Source organism: Rhizobium sp. GR12 (assembly GCF_036596185.1).
Classification (GTDB): Bacteria; Pseudomonadota; Alphaproteobacteria; order Rhizobiales; family Rhizobiaceae; genus Agrobacterium; species Agrobacterium nepotum.
This window is the reverse complement of the sequence record NZ_JASXTH010000003.1, coordinates 88,823-109,041: the sequence shown is the minus strand read 5'-3', so window position 1 is coordinate 109,041 and position 20,219 is coordinate 88,823. Positions and strand designations below refer to the sequence as shown.

At 58.8% G+C, this 20,219-nt stretch carries 16 protein-coding genes; 8 read left to right on the top strand and 8 right to left on the bottom strand.

Annotated features, from left to right (window positions below):
• Positions 1-21: 21 nt before the first annotated feature.
• Positions 22-1,353, bottom strand: coding sequence for an ATP-binding protein (locus tag QSK43_RS06345; RefSeq protein WP_332302726.1), 1,332 nt, complete (start codon positions 1,351-1,353; stop codon positions 22-24).
• Complete coding sequence (locus QSK43_RS06340; RefSeq protein WP_332302725.1) at positions 1,346-2,092, bottom strand: response regulator transcription factor; 747 nt, start codon at positions 2,090-2,092, stop codon at positions 1,346-1,348. The genes QSK43_RS06345 and QSK43_RS06340 overlap by 8 nt, the downstream gene beginning before the upstream one ends.
• A gap of 169 nt (positions 2,093-2,261) precedes the next feature.
• Between QSK43_RS06340 and QSK43_RS06335 the strand changes: the two genes are divergently transcribed.
• Positions 2,262-3,281 (top strand): DUF3313 domain-containing protein, encoded by a 1,020-nt coding sequence (locus QSK43_RS06335; protein WP_332302724.1) that lies wholly within the window; start codon positions 2,262-2,264, stop codon positions 3,279-3,281.
• Between the two features lie 43 nt (positions 3,282-3,324).
• On the opposite strand, the gene QSK43_RS06330 is transcribed toward QSK43_RS06335, so the two are convergent.
• Complete coding sequence (locus QSK43_RS06330; protein ID WP_332302723.1) at positions 3,325-3,882, bottom strand: sugar O-acetyltransferase; 558 nt, start codon at positions 3,880-3,882, stop codon at positions 3,325-3,327.
• 264 nt (positions 3,883-4,146) lie between these two features.
• Between QSK43_RS06330 and QSK43_RS06325 the strand changes: the two genes are divergently transcribed.
• Positions 4,147-4,623, top strand: a complete 477-nt coding sequence (locus QSK43_RS06325) for a hypothetical protein (RefSeq protein ID WP_332302722.1) — start codon at positions 4,147-4,149, stop codon at positions 4,621-4,623.
• Positions 4,624-4,783: 160 nt separating this feature from the next.
• Here QSK43_RS06325 and QSK43_RS06320 read toward each other — a convergent pair whose 3' ends face one another.
• From QSK43_RS06320 to QSK43_RS06305, 4 genes are all read right to left on the bottom strand, one after another.
• Positions 4,784-6,034, bottom strand: coding sequence for an AGE family epimerase/isomerase (locus QSK43_RS06320; protein ID WP_332302721.1), 1,251 nt, complete (start codon positions 6,032-6,034; stop codon positions 4,784-4,786).
• Positions 6,035-6,135: 101 nt separating this feature from the next.
• Complete coding sequence (locus tag QSK43_RS06315) at positions 6,136-6,924, bottom strand: carbohydrate-binding protein (protein WP_332302720.1); 789 nt, start codon at positions 6,922-6,924, stop codon at positions 6,136-6,138.
• A gap of 155 nt (positions 6,925-7,079) precedes the next feature.
• Entirely contained in the window at positions 7,080-8,969 is a 1,890-nt protein-coding gene (locus tag QSK43_RS06310; RefSeq protein ID WP_332302719.1) for a DUF2264 domain-containing protein, read from the bottom strand.
• 169 nt (positions 8,970-9,138) lie between these two features.
• On the bottom strand, positions 9,139-10,335 hold the full coding sequence (locus QSK43_RS06305) for a hypothetical protein (RefSeq protein ID WP_332302718.1): 1,197 nt from the start codon (positions 10,333-10,335) through the stop codon (positions 9,139-9,141).
• Positions 10,336-10,564: 229 nt separating this feature from the next.
• On the opposite strand from QSK43_RS06305, the gene dctP reads away from it, so the two are divergent.
• The 4 genes from dctP to QSK43_RS06285 all read left to right on the top strand — a co-directional run bounded on the left by dctP (position 10,565) and on the right by QSK43_RS06285 (position 16,718).
• Complete coding sequence (dctP, locus tag QSK43_RS06300; RefSeq protein ID WP_332302717.1) at positions 10,565-11,548, top strand: TRAP transporter substrate-binding protein DctP; 984 nt, start codon at positions 10,565-10,567, stop codon at positions 11,546-11,548.
• Between the two features lie 58 nt (positions 11,549-11,606).
• On the top strand, positions 11,607-13,526 hold the full coding sequence (locus tag QSK43_RS06295) for a TRAP transporter large permease (protein ID WP_332302716.1): 1,920 nt from the start codon (positions 11,607-11,609) through the stop codon (positions 13,524-13,526).
• A gap of 119 nt (positions 13,527-13,645) precedes the next feature.
• A complete protein-coding gene (locus QSK43_RS06290) occupies positions 13,646-15,478 on the top strand; it encodes a hypothetical protein (RefSeq protein WP_332302715.1) in 1,833 nt (610 codons plus the stop codon).
• A 202-nt stretch (positions 15,479-15,680) separates the two neighbouring features.
• Entirely contained in the window at positions 15,681-16,718 is a 1,038-nt protein-coding gene (locus QSK43_RS06285) for a LacI family DNA-binding transcriptional regulator (protein ID WP_332302714.1), read from the top strand.
• 312 nt (positions 16,719-17,030) lie between these two features.
• Here QSK43_RS06285 and QSK43_RS06280 read toward each other — a convergent pair whose 3' ends face one another.
• Positions 17,031-17,933, bottom strand: coding sequence for a LysR family transcriptional regulator (locus QSK43_RS06280; RefSeq protein WP_332302713.1), 903 nt, complete (start codon positions 17,931-17,933; stop codon positions 17,031-17,033).
• A gap of 256 nt (positions 17,934-18,189) precedes the next feature.
• On the opposite strand from QSK43_RS06280, the gene QSK43_RS06275 reads away from it, so the two are divergent.
• Both QSK43_RS06275 and QSK43_RS06270 read left to right on the top strand, forming a co-directional pair.
• Complete coding sequence (locus QSK43_RS06275; protein WP_332302712.1) at positions 18,190-19,629, top strand: c-type cytochrome; 1,440 nt, start codon at positions 18,190-18,192, stop codon at positions 19,627-19,629.
• 52 nt (positions 19,630-19,681) lie between these two features.
• The gene (locus QSK43_RS06270) at positions 19,682-20,209 is read left to right on the top strand and encodes a sugar dehydrogenase complex small subunit (RefSeq protein WP_332302711.1); all 528 of its coding nucleotides are present in this window, start codon (positions 19,682-19,684) and stop codon (positions 20,207-20,209) included.
• Positions 20,210-20,219 lie beyond the last annotated feature (10 nt).

Below are 20,219 nucleotides of genomic sequence, written 5' to 3'. Positions count from 1 at the left end.
GACACGTGGTGAAATGAAAATTCAGGACGGGCTGATCGCGGTCGTTTTTGGAAAAAGCATCCGCACGATCAGGCCTTTGGGCGTTCGCGCTTCAAGGTCGATCGCGCCATGATGGGAGCGAACGACCTCCGCAACAACGGACAGGCCAAGGCCAAAACCCGCTTTGTCATTGCGGGCGGTGTCGGCCTTGAAAAAGGGTTCGAATACCTTTTCATGAAGTGCCTGAGGAATGCCGGGGCCATCGTCGCCAACGCAGATCGAGAAGCACTTCTCATCTTCGGCCAGATGAACCTCAACCGAGGTGCCGAACTTGATCGCATTGTCGCATAAATTGGTCACGGCGCGGGTGATGGATAGCGGCCTACAATGGGCGACGAGCTTGTTGGGGCCATGATATTTCACGGGGAATCCCACATCGAAAAATTCGCTGCACACGGTTTGCAGGATGCTTGCCACGTCTACCCGTTCAAAACGCTCGGTGGCGTATTCGTCACGAAGATAGTTCAGACTTTCCGTGAGCAGCCGGTCGATGCGGTCAGCATCCACCAGGAAAGCGTCGCGAAGCGGTCCCTCGGCCATGCGATCGGCGCGCAATCTTATCCTGGTCAAAGGCGTTCTGAGATCATGACTGATCCCGCGCAGCATATTCGTCCTTGCCGCCACCAAAAGACGGATGCGACTTCGCATCGCGTTCAGCGCCTTCGCAAGAGCCACGATCTCGATCGGCCCCCGCTCCTGGAAGGTATGGCTGTCGTCGTTGAGGTCCAGTCGGGCAGCGGCTTCCGAAAGCCGCCTGATCGGGCGGGTGATGGTCGTGACGGCGAAGATAAAGAAGAAGATCATCAGCACGACTGTGGCGACAAAATAGTAGAGGCCCTGGCCAAACTGGGAGCGCGTTAAAATCCCCTCGGGAAACCCGAACATCAGCAACAGCGTGTCACTATCGACCTTGGCGGCAATCACGCGATGCTCCGCCAGATAGGCCCGCCATCCGCCGATCGGGGGCTCGCCATCGGGCGGGAACAGGAAATCCGCAATTGCAGTCAGCTTGCCGCCAATACCGGGCAATGGCTTGAATTGTTCGGCCATCGAGGCGGGAGCAAGAGACAGCTGGAGTCCCGCGGCCCGTGCGCTTCGAAGGATGGCGTCACGTTCCGGGGCCGGGGCGGAGCGCATGACGAGGGCGAGGCTGGCGACCTGGCTGGAAGCGTATTCGAGGCTCGGCATGGCAGAATCCCGGTTCATCATGCGCTCAAGCGGCCCTCCTGCAAGGGTGACCGTGACGAGCGCCAGAAGAATGAGGACCGTGATCTGGCCCCGGACCGTTCCCGCAAACGACATACTCCTAACCATCGAGTTCCTCCACCGTTGCCGTGAAGATATAACCGCCCAGTCGGACCGTCTTGATGAGCATTGGATCGCGGGGATCGACCTCCATTTTCTGGCGCAAACGACTGATATGGACGTCGATGCTTCGATCGTCCGGGCCGGCAAGGCCAGGATGGGTAACCGCAAGGAGCTGCTCGCGCGTGAGCACGCGGCCGAAATTGCGGCAGAACGCCAGGAGCAGGTCGAATTCATTGGCCGTCATTGCGATCCGCGCGCGGCTCGGATCATGCACCTGACGGCGGACCGGATCGACCTGCCAGCCATCAAAGCAAAGCAGTCGTCTGCCTTCCGAACGTGGCTTCGACGACCTGGCGTGTGCGCGGCGTAGCAGCCCCTTGATCCTGGCGATCAGTTCACGAAGAACGAACGGCTTGGTGACGTAGTCGTCGGCGCCCAGTTCAAGCCCGACGACGCGATCGATATCGCCCGCGACAGATGTCAGCATCAGGATCGGAATATCCCCGGACGATCGCAGCCGCCGGCAGATGCTCAGTCCATCCTCCCCCGGCAGCATGATGTCCAGCACGACAAGGTCAAAGCGGACCTGCTTCATCTTGGCATCCATTGCAAGGCCGTTGTCGGCAATATCAACAAACATGCCATGCTCAACGAGACTGGCGCGGAGCATGTCCGCTATCTGACTATCGTCCTCGACGATGAGGATGTTTGGCGCTTCGTTCGCTGCCAGCCTGTTTTGATCCACGGCGGGTATCTCCTGCTATTTGCCCGGTGAAATAGCACAGGCGGCGCCTGGAGCCTTCTTGAATAATACGAACTTTTGTTGCGCATCGGGACGAAACGGGCCTGCCAGCAACAAATCTTCATAAATCGCAACACGCGGAATCGCAGGTCGCGACGTAAATAACGCTTGGATGCGAAAGACGCCTGCCCCGTGGCCGGCAATCTTTGCAACGACATGTCTCTCGAGGCCTCAACCGCAGTGCGTACAAGCGCTGCAGTTTGTTGCGACAAAGGAATCTGGATTGTCAAAAAGAACTTATCTGAGACAGGCGCGGAGGGGCGTGGTTAATCTTTGCGCGCTCGCGGCGCTGCTGGGGGGCGCCTCCTGTAGTTCCGTACCACTCACGCAAAACGGATCGCTGGCGACCTACGACAATCTCGGTCCCCGGCAGGGGCGTTTAAGCAAATCCCGATCCTTCGTGGACGGCCCTTCAGTTGCTGCAATGACAACGGTTAGTCTCGTCCCGACCACTGTCTCTGAGGCTGCATCATCAAGATTGTCTCACCCCGGGGAATCCCGCCTGGTTGCCAATGCGATCGACAGGACGATGTGCGTTGCGCTGAGCGATAAATATCGTATCGTTCCACCCGGCCAAACCGCCGACCTGACCGTTCATGCGACCGTCACGGATATTGTGCCGACCGGAAAGGTGGCCGCGGGTCTGTCCACGGCTGTAACGCTGGGATCCTCGGTGGTTCTTCCGGTCGGCGTGCCGAGACTGCCCCTGGGACTGGGGGGAATGGCAGCGGAGGTAGAAGCGGTTGATCTGGTCGGGCAACAACGCGCCGCGATGGTCTGGTCAAAAGGCGCCAACTCGATCACGAATATGCCACGGGTTTCCGAAATCGGGGATGCCTATAACTTTGCCGGACCCTTCAGCGCGCAGTTTGCAAACCTCCTTGTCAAAGGGCGTGCTGCGGGGAGCGGCCTGGATATTCAACTTCCCTCCCGACAGAGAATCCGATCTTCCTTGGGCGGAAAGCCCAAGGAGGAAGCCTGTGCGGCGTTCGGCAGGGCGCCTGGTGTTGGCGGGTTGATTGCAGGGACCTTCGGGGTGCCGCCGTCCTGGACCGATCACGGGGCGGATAGCGAGATCGCCGATGCGACTTCTCATCCGACCGAGGCAGCGCAGCCGTCTCTTCGTCCCTGATCCGCCATTTAGTGCGGCGTCTTACCGGCGTTCGACGCCGGGGTCAAAGATGCCGCACTACCCGCGCAGGATTTCCAACTGCCAGAACATTCGCGGGCAAGTCCTTCACGACGACGCTTCCCGCGCCAACCACTGTGTTTTCGCCGATCGTGACGCCCGGGCAGACCACGACATGCCCGCCGAGCCACACCCCGTTGCCGATCCTGACCGGCAGCGCGAATTCTGCGCCCGTTTTGCGTGTCTCCGCATCAAGCGGGTGAGTAGCGGTATAGATGTGAACACCCGGTGCAATCTGCACGTCTTCGCCAATGGTGATCGTATTGCAATCAATCAGTGTGCAGTCATAGTTAAGGAAGCTTCGCGCCCCAATCGAGATATTGAAGCCGTAATCGCAGCGCAAGATGGGCTTCACAAATGCGTCCTCTCCGAGGTATCCCAGAAGCTCTCCCAGAAGTTGTTTCCGTTCCGCATCCTCCTCAAGGGTTCTCGCGTTGAAATCCGCCAGTAACGCCTGCGCCCGCAGGTGATCGGCAATAAGCTCCTGATCCATGGCCATGTACAGTTCACCGGCCAACATTTTCTCTTTCTGACTTCGACTCATTATCTGTCCTCTTTGTGTGCTTCGCTATTGTGCCGATGATCATTATTACGATTGTGAGTTGCAAACAATTTATCGTGCTCCTTTCTCTGAGGGGAAGGGCCGATGCTCACACCCGGTATCGGCAGCGAAATCTCGCAGGAATGGGTTCAAAGCCGGTGACCACAGCGGTAGAAGTGTCGGTCTGAACTGTTTTTAACTCCGCCGCCAATTATGTTAAAAAACGCCGACCAGTCATCGTCATACATTCCAGCATACGGATATCAAATGATTTCAATCGACGTACGTTACGAAGACTCCATTGCGCAGGCAAAGGGCGCTGATCTTGACCAGGCGCTCGCGCGCGGGGTGGGCTTACTCGCGCAGCAGCGCGGCAAGGAGGAGGTGTTTGTTGTCCTCGGTTCCGAGAAGAATATTGCCAGCCCGGAGCATGCTGTGCGCATGTCCTACAAGGAGGATGGCAGCGACCAATGGGCGAACATCTATGCTCTTGATCTCAAGCGTCATTATTCTGGCGCCCTGGAGACCGTGCGGGTGGTGGCAAACCTGGAATTCGGTTTTGCCGGCAAGACCCGGCACGCAATGGAGGAGTGCGTGACCTATGCGATCGGGGTAGGCCGGCACCTCAGCCAGCAATCCGGTCAGCCGGTGAACTTTAGCGCGGATCTCAAGAATATCTTGAAAGGCAGCCTCTGGGGCAGGCTGGTGGATGTTGACGGACTGATACTGGGGCGATCCGGCTGACGTGCCAGCCAGCCGAGGGTCGGCCGCTTGATAAAAGCCCGATCAGGCGTCGGCCCACGTTGGAGCGGAAATCAGACAGTTATCGGGTAGGCTGCATGCCCTGGAACAGGCTAATCGATGTTTAGCTGCGACGCCTTCCTCACGCGTCGATCAGCGACGCTTAGCTGATAGCCTCGCCAATCATCTTCGTCAGGCTGCCGTCGGCCGGATAGAGCGGGATGAGGCAGGCTTGGAAGGCGTGATAAATATCGCCCTTGCCGTGGAAGAGTGTATGAGCCGGGACGAGATCTTCCGTCAGTTCCTCATGCCAGCCGCCGTTTTTGTGGTCGATGAAGCGGTTTGCAATGGTGCTCCAGATCAGGCGATAGCTGTCCTCGAAGAAGGGATCGTGCGGCAGGTGCTGGTTGATGAAGTGAGCGGCAGCTGCAGCCTCGCACATCGGCCACCAGAGCTTGTTCGTCTTGGCTGGCTTGTTATCCCAGTCGAGTGTGTAGAAGAAGCCGCCCTTCTGCTTGTCCCATCCCAGTGATATGGCCTGAATGAACAGCTTCTTTGCGGCATCCGGCATCCAGGCGTGTTTCTTATCTCCGAGGGCCCAGAGCTGGAGGGTAAGGCGTGCCCACTCCAGCGCGTGGCCGGGCGTGGTGCCGGCAGGGCGGAACATTTCGTCCGGGTGATAATAATCCTTGTTGAGTGTCCAGTTCGTGTCGAAATGTTCACCGACGCGGAAGCCGGTCGCACCGGCAAGGCGGCGGATGAGCAGGTCGGCGATACTCTCCGCCTTGTCGAGATAATGCTGTTCGCCGGTTGCCTCATAGGCTGCCATCAGCGCTTCGGTGAGGTGCATGTTGGAATTCTGGCCGCGATAGGTGCCGCCGTCGATCGGTCCCCAGTCTGCAGTAAATTCCTCGGCGATCGCGCCATGCTGCTTCTCCCAGAACCGGGTTTCGAGCACTTCGGTAATATCCGCCATCATCTTGTCGGCAAGAGGATGTCCGACGACCTTGGCGGAAGAGGCGGCAAGCAGGACGAAGGCGTGGCCGTAACCTTGCTTGTTGGTGTCGGCCGGGCCGTCATCGTTCATCGACCAGACGTAACCGCCGTTTTTCTGATCCCGGTGGCCGTTCCAGAGAAAATTCATGCCGTGGTCGATCAGGTCGCCCGACCCCGGGCGCCCGAGCATGTAGGCGATCGAATAGCAGTGGACCATGCGCGCTGAAGCGTGGATGCCGCGGACTGCATTGGCGTTTGAAAGCGGGCGGCCTTCGTCGTCCAGATCGTAGAAGCCGCCTGTGGGGTTGAGGGCGCGATACTGGAAGAAGTCCATCAGGCCCTCTGCCTGATCGAGCAGCCAACGGTGATGATAGGGGAGGTCGCTCCAGCGCTTCGGCATCTGATTCGGTTCAGTCATAAAATACCTCAAAGAAATTGTTTCTTCCCAAGGGTTGGCCTTATTATGTTTTGTGCGGGTCGCAGTTTTTCAGACGTCGTCGCCGTTGCCTGACGAACGGGCTATACGTCATGCCCCCAGACTTCGATCTGTGTCAGGGCTGGGAAAGGCGAGGGATCGTCAGCCTTGATCAACTGTTGAAGCTTGACCCACTCGACCCTTCGGGATGGAAAACAAAAGGCCTGGTTGCTTCCCGTCTTCTTCAGGGCAATTATCGTCTCGGATCCGTCGGAAAAAGCGATTGTTGCGCGCTCCCACCATGCATCGTGGGGAAAATCGGCACGCATGCGGATTACCACTTCATCAATTTCCACATGCCGACCAAACTGCACCGACAGGGCAGCGTCCGGGTTTTGATTGATCCCCCAACTGCTGAACGGCCACACACCATGGTCGTCATTCGGCATCTCTCCGTCGATCGCGTTACGGGCTGCAAATACCGCCTCGCCCCTTGTTTCCACATTGGCAAAAGCGTGAGGGAACAGCGTTTGATTGGTATGACAGTCCCACGGATTGAGGGCGAGGTTTCTGCGGCTCTCAACCTCTTCCGGTCTGGCAGACCGGGCAAGCAGTCTGTGCCGCGTGCTCATGAATGCCTGCGGCGGGTAAGGTATCCTGTCACTTTCGAAGGGGACCGGGAACTCGAAATGCTCGCCGGCGAGATAGGCAAGGGTCCCAGGCAGACCCTCGTCCAGGGAAAACACGATATGGCAGCCGGGCTGGTCGGTGGTCAGCCTCAGCCGGCTGCCGCGTTGATAGGGAAGATCGTGCACGAGGAACACCTCGTTCTCTTCCGCCCGTTCCATCTCAACATGGCCGTCCGGGTCGAGGATTTGAAGGGAGAGCTTCATGGCTGAAAATCCTGCGGGTTCTTGAGTGGATAGATCCTCGGAGAACGAGGAAGGGGACATCGGGCGCGATCGGATTGTTTGTCCGCAATACGGCTCACAGGACCGCCGCCCGCGGCAATTCAAATATCCGTCCCGCCGAGGCAATCCCGAGCTGGTCAGCGGTCATGGCGTGTTCCTTGGGGCCTGAAATCCATATCCGCGACACCAACTGTTTGAGCCTCTTCGGTCGCCTCTTCGAGAGTGGCGATGTCAGGCATTGACGGTGCAGTCTCGCAGCAGGTGGCAACAATCCGGGGATCGCAGGACGCGACGACCAGACCGCGGAGGATTGTTTCGCCGGCGGGCAGGTGAGCTCTGAGCTGCGGCACCCAGGTGCGGCTGGAAATGAGATTGGTATTTGGTGGAGCCGGATGACAGACGCCCGCCCGGCGTACCGTCGAGCCAAGATCCAGGATGGCTGAGGCGTCCTCTGCTGTGATGATGACCGCGCTATCTGCGCCATCCGTGAGCTCAACGGCATTGTTGTCCGTTCTTGCGACTGCAAAGCCGCCTTCATTCGCATCAAGCGGCCGCGGCGTACGGATGCGGTGAATTCGCATATGGCCAGGGGGACGGGGAAGAAGCCATGTTTCTATCTCGACATCGGGCCAGGGCTTCCAAAGTGAGTAAAGGAAGTCGTTTCCAATACGCGCGACCACATTAGAGGCTCTGACGCGAAAATGGCGGCCGTCATCACTCAAGCCCAGCATGCTGTCCAAGACGGCGTTTTCGAACCCTGTCAGGTCGCTTTCGATGCTAAATCCGTATCGCGCCGAATAGGCAAACTTTCCATATTTTTCCGCCGTGTGCCGAAATGCCTGGGTCGTTTCCTGGCCCGAGAAGAGCGCTACCGCATCGCCGGGTAAGGAAAACAGAAGGGCGCCCGGCTCGCTTTGTCGGGAAACGCCGGACCTAGCGGGACAAACTTCTTCCTCCGCCTGCCAGAACGGATGGCTTTCAGGCAGGGCCAGGGGCGCGAAGACTTTCAGCGCCCAATAAGGTGAGCCGGCAGAATTGTAGGGTTCCGACATCAGAAGGTTTGGATAACCGTATCCGATTGATAGAATACCGTCGCGATCGGCAATCGGCTGCCCCGACCACCACCGCAGGTGCCGCAACCACAGGCCCTTTATCACGCCCCACGGAAGAACCTCTTCATCTGCAACAGCCAACGCGCCCCAGAAGGCTGCCATCGCAAAGCGATAGGTCATGCTACGCCCAAAGGGAATAGCAGAACCATCCTGCGAGAACCAGGCCATAAATTGCGGCGCGAAAGCACGCGCCCGTTCTCGCCACCGCGGTGTCTGTTCGGTCGGCTTACCGTAAGCTGCCAGCAGCAAGCCATAAAAATGGATGGCAAATGGGATGTAATAGTCGGCTCGCCTGTCCGGGCCATCGCGATACCAGCCGTCCGAGAGGTAAAGCCGCTCTATGTCCTCCCGGTAGATCTGCGCGGGTTCAGGATCTGGGCTTAGTCCGATCGTCTCGAGACCAAGATCGATCATCAGCCGAAAAAATCGCCAGTTGTTGGTCGAAAATTCCTTTGCGCGCGCCGCGATTAGATAGGCCGAAAGATGCGCCCGTGCCCGGTCAGGCAAGGGCTCCCACAACAACTCTGGTACCAGCCTGAGGGCATACCCGATCGCGGCCAGTTCGACCATCCGCTGGTCGACGTCGCCGACATCGCCCCAGTACTCGGGATGAGCTGGGTCGACACCATTGGCAAGGCCACGGCGTATACTTTCCCAGTCGATCCAGGCTGCTCCGCCAGCCGCGGCCGGTGCAAGTCCCCAGAGGGGCCGCGCAAAGCCCTCAAGGTCGGCGGCGGCGCGGTCAAAGACGGCGCCGCCCGCCGAAAGACGTATGCGCGCTCTGCCCGGCGAAATATAGGCGGAAAGCGGCGCGACCAATTGTCTAAGCGCCTCTTCGCAGTCGGCCCTTGTTCTCAGCGGGTTTCCCGCGAGCGGGTTCCATCCCGAGAAAGCGAATGGATAGGGTTCAGTCATGGATGCCCTCGGTTCCCTTTGGTGTTCATCCGCCCAACATTCCGCTTCATCGCGAAGACACCGGCAGAGCCGCACCTATTCGCCAGCCCTTATTGTCGTGTCGGGCAGGGCAGAAAGCGTGAGCACCCATGAGCCGAGCCCGCGTAGGCTGATCCATCACTCCCTGCCATCACCAGAAGAAGTCCGTGTGGCCCTGCGCCCGCATAAGCGCCTCCATGAAATAGTAGTCTCCATAGGGCAGCATCGTATCAAAACGGCCAGCTGGAACATGAGCTGCGCCCTGCGAAAGGAAGCCTTGAGCTCCGTCCACGTCGGTCAGGTCACAATGCGTCAGCAACCCATCGAGAAGACGCCGGCCGAAGGCACGAAGACGAACGGCATCTGCCGGTTCCACAAAGTCGGCGAGCAGGAAGACACCGGCGGCGGTAATTGCGCTGGCCGAACTGTCGAGCGGATGCTGACCGGTTGGGGGGAGGCTGTAATCCCAGACCGGAACCGCGTTATCACCAAGCAGGATTTCGGCCTTTGTCGCCAGCCGCAGTGCGACGTCGCGCGAAAGCGGATTTCCCGTCAGCCGATAGCAGTTGGCAAAGCCGTGAATCAGCCAGGCCTGGCCCCTTGCCCAGCAGCTTTCGTGGGCGTGGCCCTGATGTGTTTCGCCCCGCAGTGGTTCGCCACTTGAGGCATCGAACACAAAGGTATGGAAGGTGGTGTCGTCACTGCGCACCAGATGGCGCATCGAGCTCATCTCGTGGATGTCGGCGATCTCGCAGAAATCGGCAACGCCCGTCTCACGATGTGCCCAGTGAAGCAGGGCAAGGTTCTGGATGGTGTCGGCGATCATCCGGCCATTGGCAAAGCGCGCCTGCGCCCGGTCATGCGGCCCCACCGGGTTCCAGGCCTGAATGTAACCACCTTCTTCCCTGAAACGGGCTGCGAGCGCGCGGGCCGCCTCCAGTCCCATGGTGCGTGCGGCTTCGTCGCCCGTCGACAGCCATTCGGCCACAGAACTCAGCGAGAATACGAAGCCGAGGTCGTGGTCGCGCGCTTTGCGATTGTCAAGAATAGCCCGAAACTGCGGGCGCCTGGCACGGGCCGCGTTTGAAAAGTGGCTTTCTCCGGTCAGTTGATGGGCGAGCCAGAATTTGCCGGACAAAAAGCCCATGACCCAGTCCGGGCCGTTGCAAAAAATCCATCTATCATCCGCATCGCCGATCTTGGGATTGCGCAGTCCGGCAACCCGGATCAGTCCACGCAGGCGGTCAACACAGCGCTCCAGGGCCGCCTGATAATGATGATGGGTGGCCTTGACGGCCTCCGTAGCAAAATACGACGTCTTTTGTGTTTCGTTCATCGGCTCCTCCATGCCTCAATTGTTTCGCTGATGGCGAAAGTTTCGTCAAGTATAGAAATTTCCTTGACGGAATTTATTCCGGTGATACGGTTTTTGTCGGCGGAGGCAGAAAAATTCCGGCGGAAAGGATACCGAGCCGGCTGATCAAGGCGGGTAGAGGTCTTTTATGCCGAAAATGTGAGCGAAAGTTTCGCTGAACAGAGTGCGTCGTCGGGAGGCGACCATGTGGAGGAGAAAAATGATGAAGTCAGTTGTCATGCGCGCTGTGGGCGCGCTGTTGGTGTGTGCCGCGATCGGTGCCCGCGCCGAGGCCGCGACCTACCGGTTCGCGACAAATGTTTCCGAAGACAGTACGGCGGGGCAACTGATCGGCGAATTTGCCGCCGCTGTCGTCAAGCGGACAGACGGCCGTGTCCAGTTCAAGATGTTTCACAACGGCGTTCTGGGCGAACAGGCCCAGTATCTCCAGCAGATCCAGAGTGGCGTGGTGGATCTGGGGCTTGTAAACTCCGGAACGCTGGAGACGGTCGTGCCGGCCGTTGGCGTCATGAACCTGCCTTACGTGTTCCGCTCCTCGGAGGAATACGCGAAGGTCATGACGGATGCCGACGTCAAGGAAAAACTGGATACCGCTGCGCTCAGCAGCCGCATCGTGCCGCTGGGCTTTCTCTCTTCAGGCTTCCGTTCGATCTACACGACAAAGCCGGTTTCTGATTTTGAAGGGCTGAAAGGCCTGAAGCTACGGGCGATTTCAAGCCCCACCTATACGGAAATGGTCCGTCTCTTCGGCGCCGTTCCCACGCCCTTGCCGTTCGGCGAGCTTTATCCCGGCTTGCAGCAGGGCATCGTCGATGGCGCGGAGGGCGGACTTGCGGGACTTTACGTCGCCAAGTTCGGCGAAGTGGCCAAATACGCGCTCGTGACCAACCATACCCGCCTGACCGATTACGTGGTCACTTCCACTCGTTTCAAGCAGCGCGTTGGTGACAAGGACTTTGCCCTTGTCAGCGAGGAGTTTCAGAAGATCAGCCTGAAGTCCATTGATTTTGCCGACAAGACGGAGGCTGAACAGCTGGCGAAGGCCGTTGCCGAACTGGGTGTGAAGGTCACCAACACTGATCTGAAGCCATTCATGACAGCCGTGGAGCCCATGTATGCCGCCGCACGCGGCGACGCCGCAAAGAAACCGGTGATCGAAGCAATATTCGCGCTGACCGGCCGGTAAGAGGGGCGGCAGAACGCGGCGGCCAATGGCCGCCGATCACGCCCAGGAGGAGGAGATTATGATTTTGGATGAACATTTGTCGGCACCCCAGGGCAACCTGAGCCTGCACTGGGCCGGACGGGCGGCCATGCGTCTGGTGTCAACGTTTCTGCTGGTGGTGCTGGGCCTGATGGTCCTGGCCATCGGCTGGCAGATCGGAACCCGTTATCTCTTCAATGCACCGAGCATAATCACCGAAGAATTCTTGCGCTTCTCCCTGATCTGGCTTGGCCTTGTCGGCGCCGGCTACTGCTTCATCACCGGTCAGCACATGAACCTGCCGATGCTGATCGAAGCCCTGCCGCCGCGCGGGCAGCGTTTCCTGCAATACCTCAACGCCATGATCTGCGGCCTGTTCGGCGGTGTCCTCGTCTGGGGCGGTCTGACTAGCGTGCTTGGCAATCTGGCGACTGTCACGCCGATGCTGCAGCTGTCAATGGGCGCAATGCTGTCGGCCATCGTGGTCTGCGGGCTGATGATCGTCGTGACGCAGGCGTTCGAGATCGTGCGGCTTGCGAAAATCAACCAGGCCGACTGGGGTCTCCTTGCAGGCTCATTTCTGGCCTGCGTTATTTCCTGTGCCTTGATCGCGCTTTTGTGGCGCTCGGAATTCATGGCGCAGGTCGTGGCGTCAAATCTCGAGCTGACCTCCACCGTGGTTCTCTTTGTCGTCTCGCTCGTCTTGTTGCTGATCGGCTTGCCGATCTCGGTTGCACTTGCTCTGGCAGGCGTGCTGACACTTGGCCTACAACTCGACATGTCGCTCGTTTTACCGACGGTCGGTGAGACCATGTTTAACGGCCTGGACAGCTTCGGCTTTCTCGCGCTGCCATTCTTCATTCTGGCCGGCAATATCATGAATGCGACTGGTCTCGCCGGACGACTGATCGACCTTGCGATGGTCATTGGCGGACGCATCCCCGGCAGCCTATGGCACACGAACGTGCTTGCAAACATGCTGTTTGGCACCTTGTCTGGCTCGGGCATCGCATCGGCCTCGGCGATCGGCGGGATCATTACCCCTGTGGCGCGCCAGAAGGGCTACAACATGGCGATGACCACTGCCGTCAACGCCGCCTCGGCGCCCTGCGGAATGCTGATTCCGCCCTCCGGTGCGCTTGTCGTCTATTCGCTTATTACCGGCGGCAGCGCCTCGATCATTGCCCTGTTCATGGCCGGCTACCTGCCAGGGATCATCATGGGCCTCTGCGTCATGATCTATGCCTGGTGGTATGCCCGCAAAAACGGCTATGAGGTCGATGAAGCACGCCCGAGCGGCTCGGAAGTCCTGCGTATCTTCATCCGCGCGGTCCCCAGTCTGCTTCTGGTGGTGATCGTCATTGCCGGCATTCTCGGCGGTGCCTTCACAGCGATCGAAGGCTCAGGCGTGGCCGTCATCTACAGTCTTTTGCTCGCTGTCCTTTACCGCGGGCTAACCTTAGAGCGCCTGCGCACGATCCTGACAGAATCGGCACTCGTTACCGGATCGATCCTCTTTCTGATTTCCTGCTCGACGGTGATGATGTGGTCGATGACATTCGCCTCAATCCCGGAGACCGTCGGCTCGCTTCTGACGATGGTTGCGGACAACAAATTCATGGTCCTCCTCATCATCAACATCGTGTTGCTGATTGTCGGAATTCCGATGGATATGGCGCCCGCCATGCTGATCTTTACGCCGATCTTCTTTCCCGTCGTCACCGCACTCGGCGTTGACCCGGTCCATTTCGGCATCATCATGGTCTACAACCTAGCCATGGGCATCGTCACGCCGCCCGTGGGCACCGTCCTGTTCGTCGCCTGCTCCATCAGCGGCGAGCGCATTGGCGCGGTGACCAGGCCGCTGATGCCAATCTTTGCACTGCAGATCCTGGGTCTTCTGGTCATTACCTATGTTCCGGAAGTCACGCTGTGGTTGCCCCGTCTCCTCGGCCTATGACGGGCATAGCTCAACATCCGCGGCGGATTTCGATCGTGCATCGGCCCGGCATTGCTTAACCGCATGTGCCCGGCCATCGCTCACGCTCGACGGCTCGCGACCATCAAGAAAAGAGGACCATGACAAAGTTCCTGCATAATCGGCACACGATCTATTTCAAATGGTGCAAGGCATGGGTCCTTGCCGTTGCGCTCGCCTTTGCCTTTGCCTTTGCCTGTGCCCTGCCGGCGGCGGCGTCCGAGCCGCAGCTCGGCCTGCCGCAGGTGATCGAGGGCGGGTGGATGGTCCGGTTCAATCACCCGGACAACGCCCAGACGTTCGATATCGACCTGAGCCCAAATGGCTTCCGCGCGACATCGGCAGCGACATCCGGCTCCTTGCCAGCCTATGTCTCGGTCCATCGCAAGGTCGACGGTCCGGTGTCCAAGGTTCGTTTCAAGCTGGATGCAGACGCACTTCCGGGCAGCGACATCGTGCTCTATGACGCCGCAGCCAACGAGCTGTGGCGGAAAAACGGGGCGGTAGGTTCGCAGATTGTCGAGCTTTTCAATCTGTCCTTGCGCGGTGAACTGGTCTTCCGCATTCAGCGTGGTGCCGGGCCGAAGGGTGCTGCCATTGCCGTTTCGGCGCTCGAAATCACCACGGGAGACGAGCCTGCAGCGATCGCTCCGGACGGTTTTGTCGTCGTAGACAGCCTCGATGCACTGCGCGGTTACGCCCATCTCGATAATGTCAAGGTTCGGCTGAAGCCTGGCACCTATCGTCTGGACAGAGCGCTCTGTCACCATTTTATCGAGTTTACCGGCAATGGCAGCACGTTCGACATGACGGGCGTGCGGATCCAGGCCAACACCAGCCTGTTTTCGAAATTCGGTATCATTCCGGGGATAGGCGGCTTTTACAGCGTCATCGATCTGACCGGCGACCGCATCACCATGCAGGGCGGATATTTCGAAACTTATGGCGACAAGCCGGGACTGCAGTCGCGAAACAAGATTTTCAACATCACCGGCGATGACGTGACCCTGCGTGGGGCCACCGTACACACTGCCGGATCGTTCCCATGGGGATATGGCAGCCTGTTCGGGATCAGCGGCGATCCGGTCCGCAAGATGAACGGTATCCGCATCGGCGCGCCGGCCGAACGCGTCAGCCTGATCGATTGCACCGTCCATATGCGCGCAATGGGCCACGGGATTTTCATACAGGGCGCGGCTGACACACTGATCGACGGGTGCAAGGTCGATGGACTTCTTCGCCGCACCAACGACATCCTGGCAGAAACCGCAAGTTTTGCCGCAGAGCGGAACTTCAAGATCAAAGGCAGTGGTGAAGGCGTGCTGCCCGATCGCGATGGCCGCATTCCGCCGGGTGACATGGTCTCCCTCAGCGAGGACGGAATCCGCCTTTATGACAAGAGCGGCGATGTGCGCACCGGCAAAACGACGATTCGCAATGCGACTGTCACTGGCATGCGCCGGGGCATCTGCACAGGTTTTGGCGTCGGCGGAAGCCTGATTGTCAACTCCACCGTCAGGGATACCATACAGGCGGGTTTCCATATCGGCACGGATGACGTTCTTCTTGGCGCAAAGGCCGATGCCAAATATGGCGAGGCATTGAGCATCGCGCAGAACACCTATTCGGGTGCACGCGTCGAACTGGAGATCCTGGACAGCCGGGAAGGAACCGCTAGTCACTTGCTTGCACAGATCAATGGAAGCCATCATGCCGTTTCCCTGTACACGTCCGAGCCCGATTTCGTCCCACGCGACATGAGGATCGAAATCGCCACCAATGATGGCTTCCTCGGCAAACTCGACAATTATGGTGAGGACAGGCCGGACGGCAAAGCCGCCGATATTACTTTGATGAACTTCACACCCGCCACCGTGGTGGTGTCGGAGCGGGCGGAACGTATCGCCGTTTCCGGTGATCGGCGTTCGAAATGAATGGCGAGCGCCAGGATTAGGGCAGGCCACGCCGGGCACAATCCGCCGATTGATGTCCGCAATGGAAGGGGTCCCTGGAGATCTGGTGATTTCAATGAGACTATTATGATAAAGAGAGGCTGATACATGCTCGCCTTCGCTCGTTCCCTTTGGGGAGCGGGCGAAGGCGAGCGGCATTGACGATCCAATGACAGGAAAACAGATGACGCTGAACGACGCCGATCCGGTTTTGACGCTAAAAGACATCGCCACCGAAGCCGGCCTTTCCGTTGCGGCCGTGTCGAAAGTCCTGAATAATCGAGGCGGCGTCAGTCAGGCCAGCCGGGATCGCATCCTTCAGATCATGGACCAGATCGGATACAAGGGGCGCGGCGGGCGTCTGAATGCCGCACCGTCGCGCGAGGCGACTGTCCTGACGCTTGGGCGCTATGCCCAGAACGATGGTTTTTATGGCGAGATCCTGGCCGGCATCGTGGAGGCGGGTGCCCGGGAAGGCGTTGTCATCGACGTCAAGGTCGTCTCCGACAGCGACTGTGACCTGCCGCCGGAGCAGCTGTTTTCTGGTGCAATGCCCAAGGCCGTTCTGCTGCTGGGCGTCGACGGACCGCCGCTCATCGACAGCATCTCGCGAATGGGAATTCCGGCTGTCCTGATAAACGGCATGGACCGCTCGATGCGGCTTTCGAGTATCGCGCCCGACTATCACTTTGGCGGGTGGATGGCGACGCGTCACCTCCTTGACCTCGGCCATCGCGAAATCCTGCACGTGACACACCCGTACCGGGAATCCATTCGGCGACGGATCGACGGGTTTCGCAATGCGCTTGAAGAAGCTGATATCGCCTTCGACGCGGAGCGACACATTCTCGACCTTGGCACGCCGATGATGCTCGGCATCGATGCGCGCGAACTGGTTGCAAAGTATCTGGCGAAGATCAAGCGCCCCCCGACCGCCATGGTCTGCATCAACGATATTGTTGCGATCGCCGCGATCCAGGCCGTCCAGGCTCATGGTCTTTCGGTTCCACGCGACATTTCCGTCGTCGGTTTTGATGACCTGCCGGTTGGGGCTCACTCGGCGCCGCAGCTGACGACAATGCGGGTCGATCGCCGCGAGCTCGGTCGCATTGCTGTCGGGCTCCTTCAGCATGAAGGCGAAACGCAGTCCGTGCAGCGGGTCTCGTTAGGCGCAACTCTCGTACAACGTGGATCGACGGGTGCTCCGAGAGAGCACGACTGACCGCGCCATTTTCGCCTGAAACAGGACCTTGGCGCGTCCTGTCGCGATTTATGATCCGGAGCGGCCCACAGCAAAAAGTCGACGAAGCTAGCATTGGAAAGGTCCAGCACAAAGCCATGGCCTCGGACGAAGTCAACAAAGTCATCCACAATACGTAGATCTATGGACTGTATCGAGTTAATAAACTTTCCTCCAAGCATGTATCATCGAGCTATGAGTTGACTGTTTCTTCGACCGCCTCTCGGACTCATTGAGCAACAGTCTTGCCGTAAGCCGCCGGACGCGACAATGCTTCGGCGGGGAGCTAAAAACCTATGTCCCGCTATAGGTTTCACCATATTGCAGAAGATGGTCCAGCAGGTTTGCTGCGTATCGGGGCAAATGCAATTTGTTTCTTACGCACAGATACAGCTCCCGTTCTGCCCACGGCTCGGCGATCTGCACGATGCGGAAGTTCATGGCGAGACCGTATCGAAATGCGGCAGTTTGTGGGACAATGCCAATGCCCACTCCGTTCTCAACCATACGGCTCAGGGATTCGAAATTCTCGCACCGGAGACGAATGTTCGGCCGGCGTCCCGATTCATTGGCCAGACGACGGAGGAATTGCGATAACGCCACCTTCTCCGGCAGGCCAATCAACGGAGCGTCGAGGATCGACGAGAAACTGGTTGAGCCCGTCAATGTTGAAGCGGTCGGCACAATCAGCACAAGCCTGTCGTGCACAAATCGCCACCGTTCCAATCCGGTCATGTCTGCGGATGCAGCAACCACGCCGATATCCGCTTCGCCATTGCGCAACAGATTGACGACCTCGTGGCTTGGCTTGTCCTTCATGGACACAAATATGTCCGGGTTGTCTCTGAGAAACGGAGCAAGCGCTTGAGGCATATGCTCTGAGAGCATGTTCGTGTTGGACAACACGCGGACCGTTCCACTGCGTCCTTCGGCAAATGCTTCCAGGTCGATTTCAAGTTTGCGCGCGTCATCAAGTATGGTTCTGGCGTGGCGGGTAAACATATGCCCCGCCAGGGTCGGCCTTATGCCTCGCCCCGTGCGCTCGAAAAGCTCCAGGTTGAAGGCGCTTTCCAGCCGCTTCAGTCGATTGCTCAGGGCTCCGACGACCAGGTTGTTTTCCTCTGCTGCCGCGGAGAGGCTTCCGCGATCAACTGCCGAGATTAAAATCTTCAGATCTGTAAAGTCGAACTTCTGCATGCTTTCATCCAAGGTGAAAGCTGCTTTTATGATAAATTAATATTCAACGCCATCGCTTCGACGGTATGAACCTCGTTAAGTCGTACCCGCGACACATTCGACACGCCACGGTCCTGTTGAAGGGGCTCGCCCACCAAGCATTTTTGTACAGAATTGCTTCAGAAGAATGGCATGTTTTCTCTGTTGATTGTGGGTAACGGCCACATGGATCAGCCTTGCTCGTGGGAGGGGAAGCTTGGTCTGGCAGATATCGTTCATGCTTGATGAAAGCGCGTTGCCTATGCCTGAGCTTCCTCCCACCTTACGACCTGCTTTACTCTGTCTGACCGTGCTGGTCGCTATGGCCGGCGCTAGCTTTGCGGACGATTATTCGGACCTGGTGTCACGCGGTCGTTATCTTGCGACGGCAGCCGACTGTGCCGCCTGCCACACCGCGCCGCATGGTGGCACGCCTTTCGCCGGCGGCTACGGTATCGACACTCCGCTCGGCAAGATTTTCTCGACGAACATCACGCCGTCGAAGGAGTACGGCATAGGCAATTACAGCGAAGAGGATTTCGCCCGGGCCGTCCGCGAAGGTGTTGCTAAGGATGGCAGCCACCTCTATCCGGCGATGCCCTACACAGCTTACGCCAAGATCACCGATGACGACATGAAGGCGCTTTATGCTTACTTCATGAACGAGGTGAAACCGGACGACCACAAGCCGCAGAAGACTGAGCTGCCTTTCCCGTTCTCCATGCGGACCTCCATGGCCGTCTGGAACCTTCTGTTTCTCGACAAGATCCGATTTCAGCCAAACGCAGAGAAATCAGCGGAATGGAACCGTGGCGCCTATCTCTCGGATGCGCTTGAACACTGCTCGACTTGCCACACGCCGCGTAACGCCTTCATGGCCGAAGATGCCAGCCAACCGCTCGCCGGTGGTTCTGTCGGATCGTGGTATGCACCGAACATCACCTCCGACAAGGTCGCTGGCATCGGCGGCTGGTCCGACGAAGAGCTGGTCCAGTATCTGAAGACAGGCAATGTCGCAGGCAAGGCCGAAGCCGCTGGCCCGATGGCGGAAGCGATCGAAAACAGCCTGCAGTACCTTTCCGACGGCGACCTCAAAGCGATCGTCACCTATCTTAGAGACGTGCCGGCGATTGCATCTGGTGACACGCCATCGCGCGCCGTTCTGGGCAAGCCTTCGGTCGAGATAGAGGCGGCGCTGCGCGGGCTACCCGGCCAGACGATGGATGAAAACGGCTTCCATGTGTTCAGCGGCAGCTGTGCTGCCTGCCATCAGGCGGAAGGGCAGGGCAACCAACATTATCCGTCACTGTTCCACAATACAGCGACCGGAGAAGATCGCCCGGACAATCTCGTCTCGACCATTCTTTACGGCCTGCATCGCACCGTTGGCGATCATGTCGCCTTCATGCCTGCCTTTGGTCCTGACGCATCCTACACGGATCGTCTATCGGACAAGGATATCGCCGATGTCAGCAATTATGTGCTGGCGAATTACGGCAACCCGGCCGTCAAGGTGACAGAGGCCGACGTGGTGCGCATCCGTGATGGCGGTGAGAAGCCGTTGATCGTCAAGCTCGCGCCTCTTGCCGCTCCAGCCTTGATCGCCGTTGCCGTCATTGTGCCGGCCCTGGTCCTGTGGCTGCTCTCGCGTCGTCGCTCGCGAGCGGTGCTCGGCTGAGCCTGCTCGTATCGCTTTCCCTTCCGCATTAAACGCTCCCCCGGAGATCCTGATGCCTTTCGATCCTTCTTCCCCGGCCGTGCTCGGCCGTCATCTCTCGCGTCGTAGTCTGCTACGCGGCACAGCCGCCTTCGGCGGTCTGGCAATCGCGACCAATCTGCTCGGTCTGACATCGGCCGCTGGGGCTGACGACGGTGCTGCTTCTTTCACCCAGCTGTCGGAATTTCTGACCGGCTATAAGCTCGACCCCGTTCTTGGTGCCCGTTTTTTCGTGGCGCTGAAGAAACGCGACTCTGATCTTGATGCCAGCCTTGCCGCTCTTTCGCACCTCATCAAGCAATCTGGCGTGCCGAACATGGACGGTTTTCTGGCTCTGACCGGCACAGATCCGGCGCTGATGAAGACCGCCACCCAGGTCGTATCAGCTTGGTATCTCGGTGTCGTCGGCGAGCCGGAGGATGCGGAACTGATCACTTATGCCGACTCGCTGATGTACCGCCCCACCAAGGGCCTCCTTACCGTCCCGTCCTACGGTCCTGGCCCGAATGCCTGGGGACCGAAGCCCGGTAGCAAGATCTGACAGGAACAAA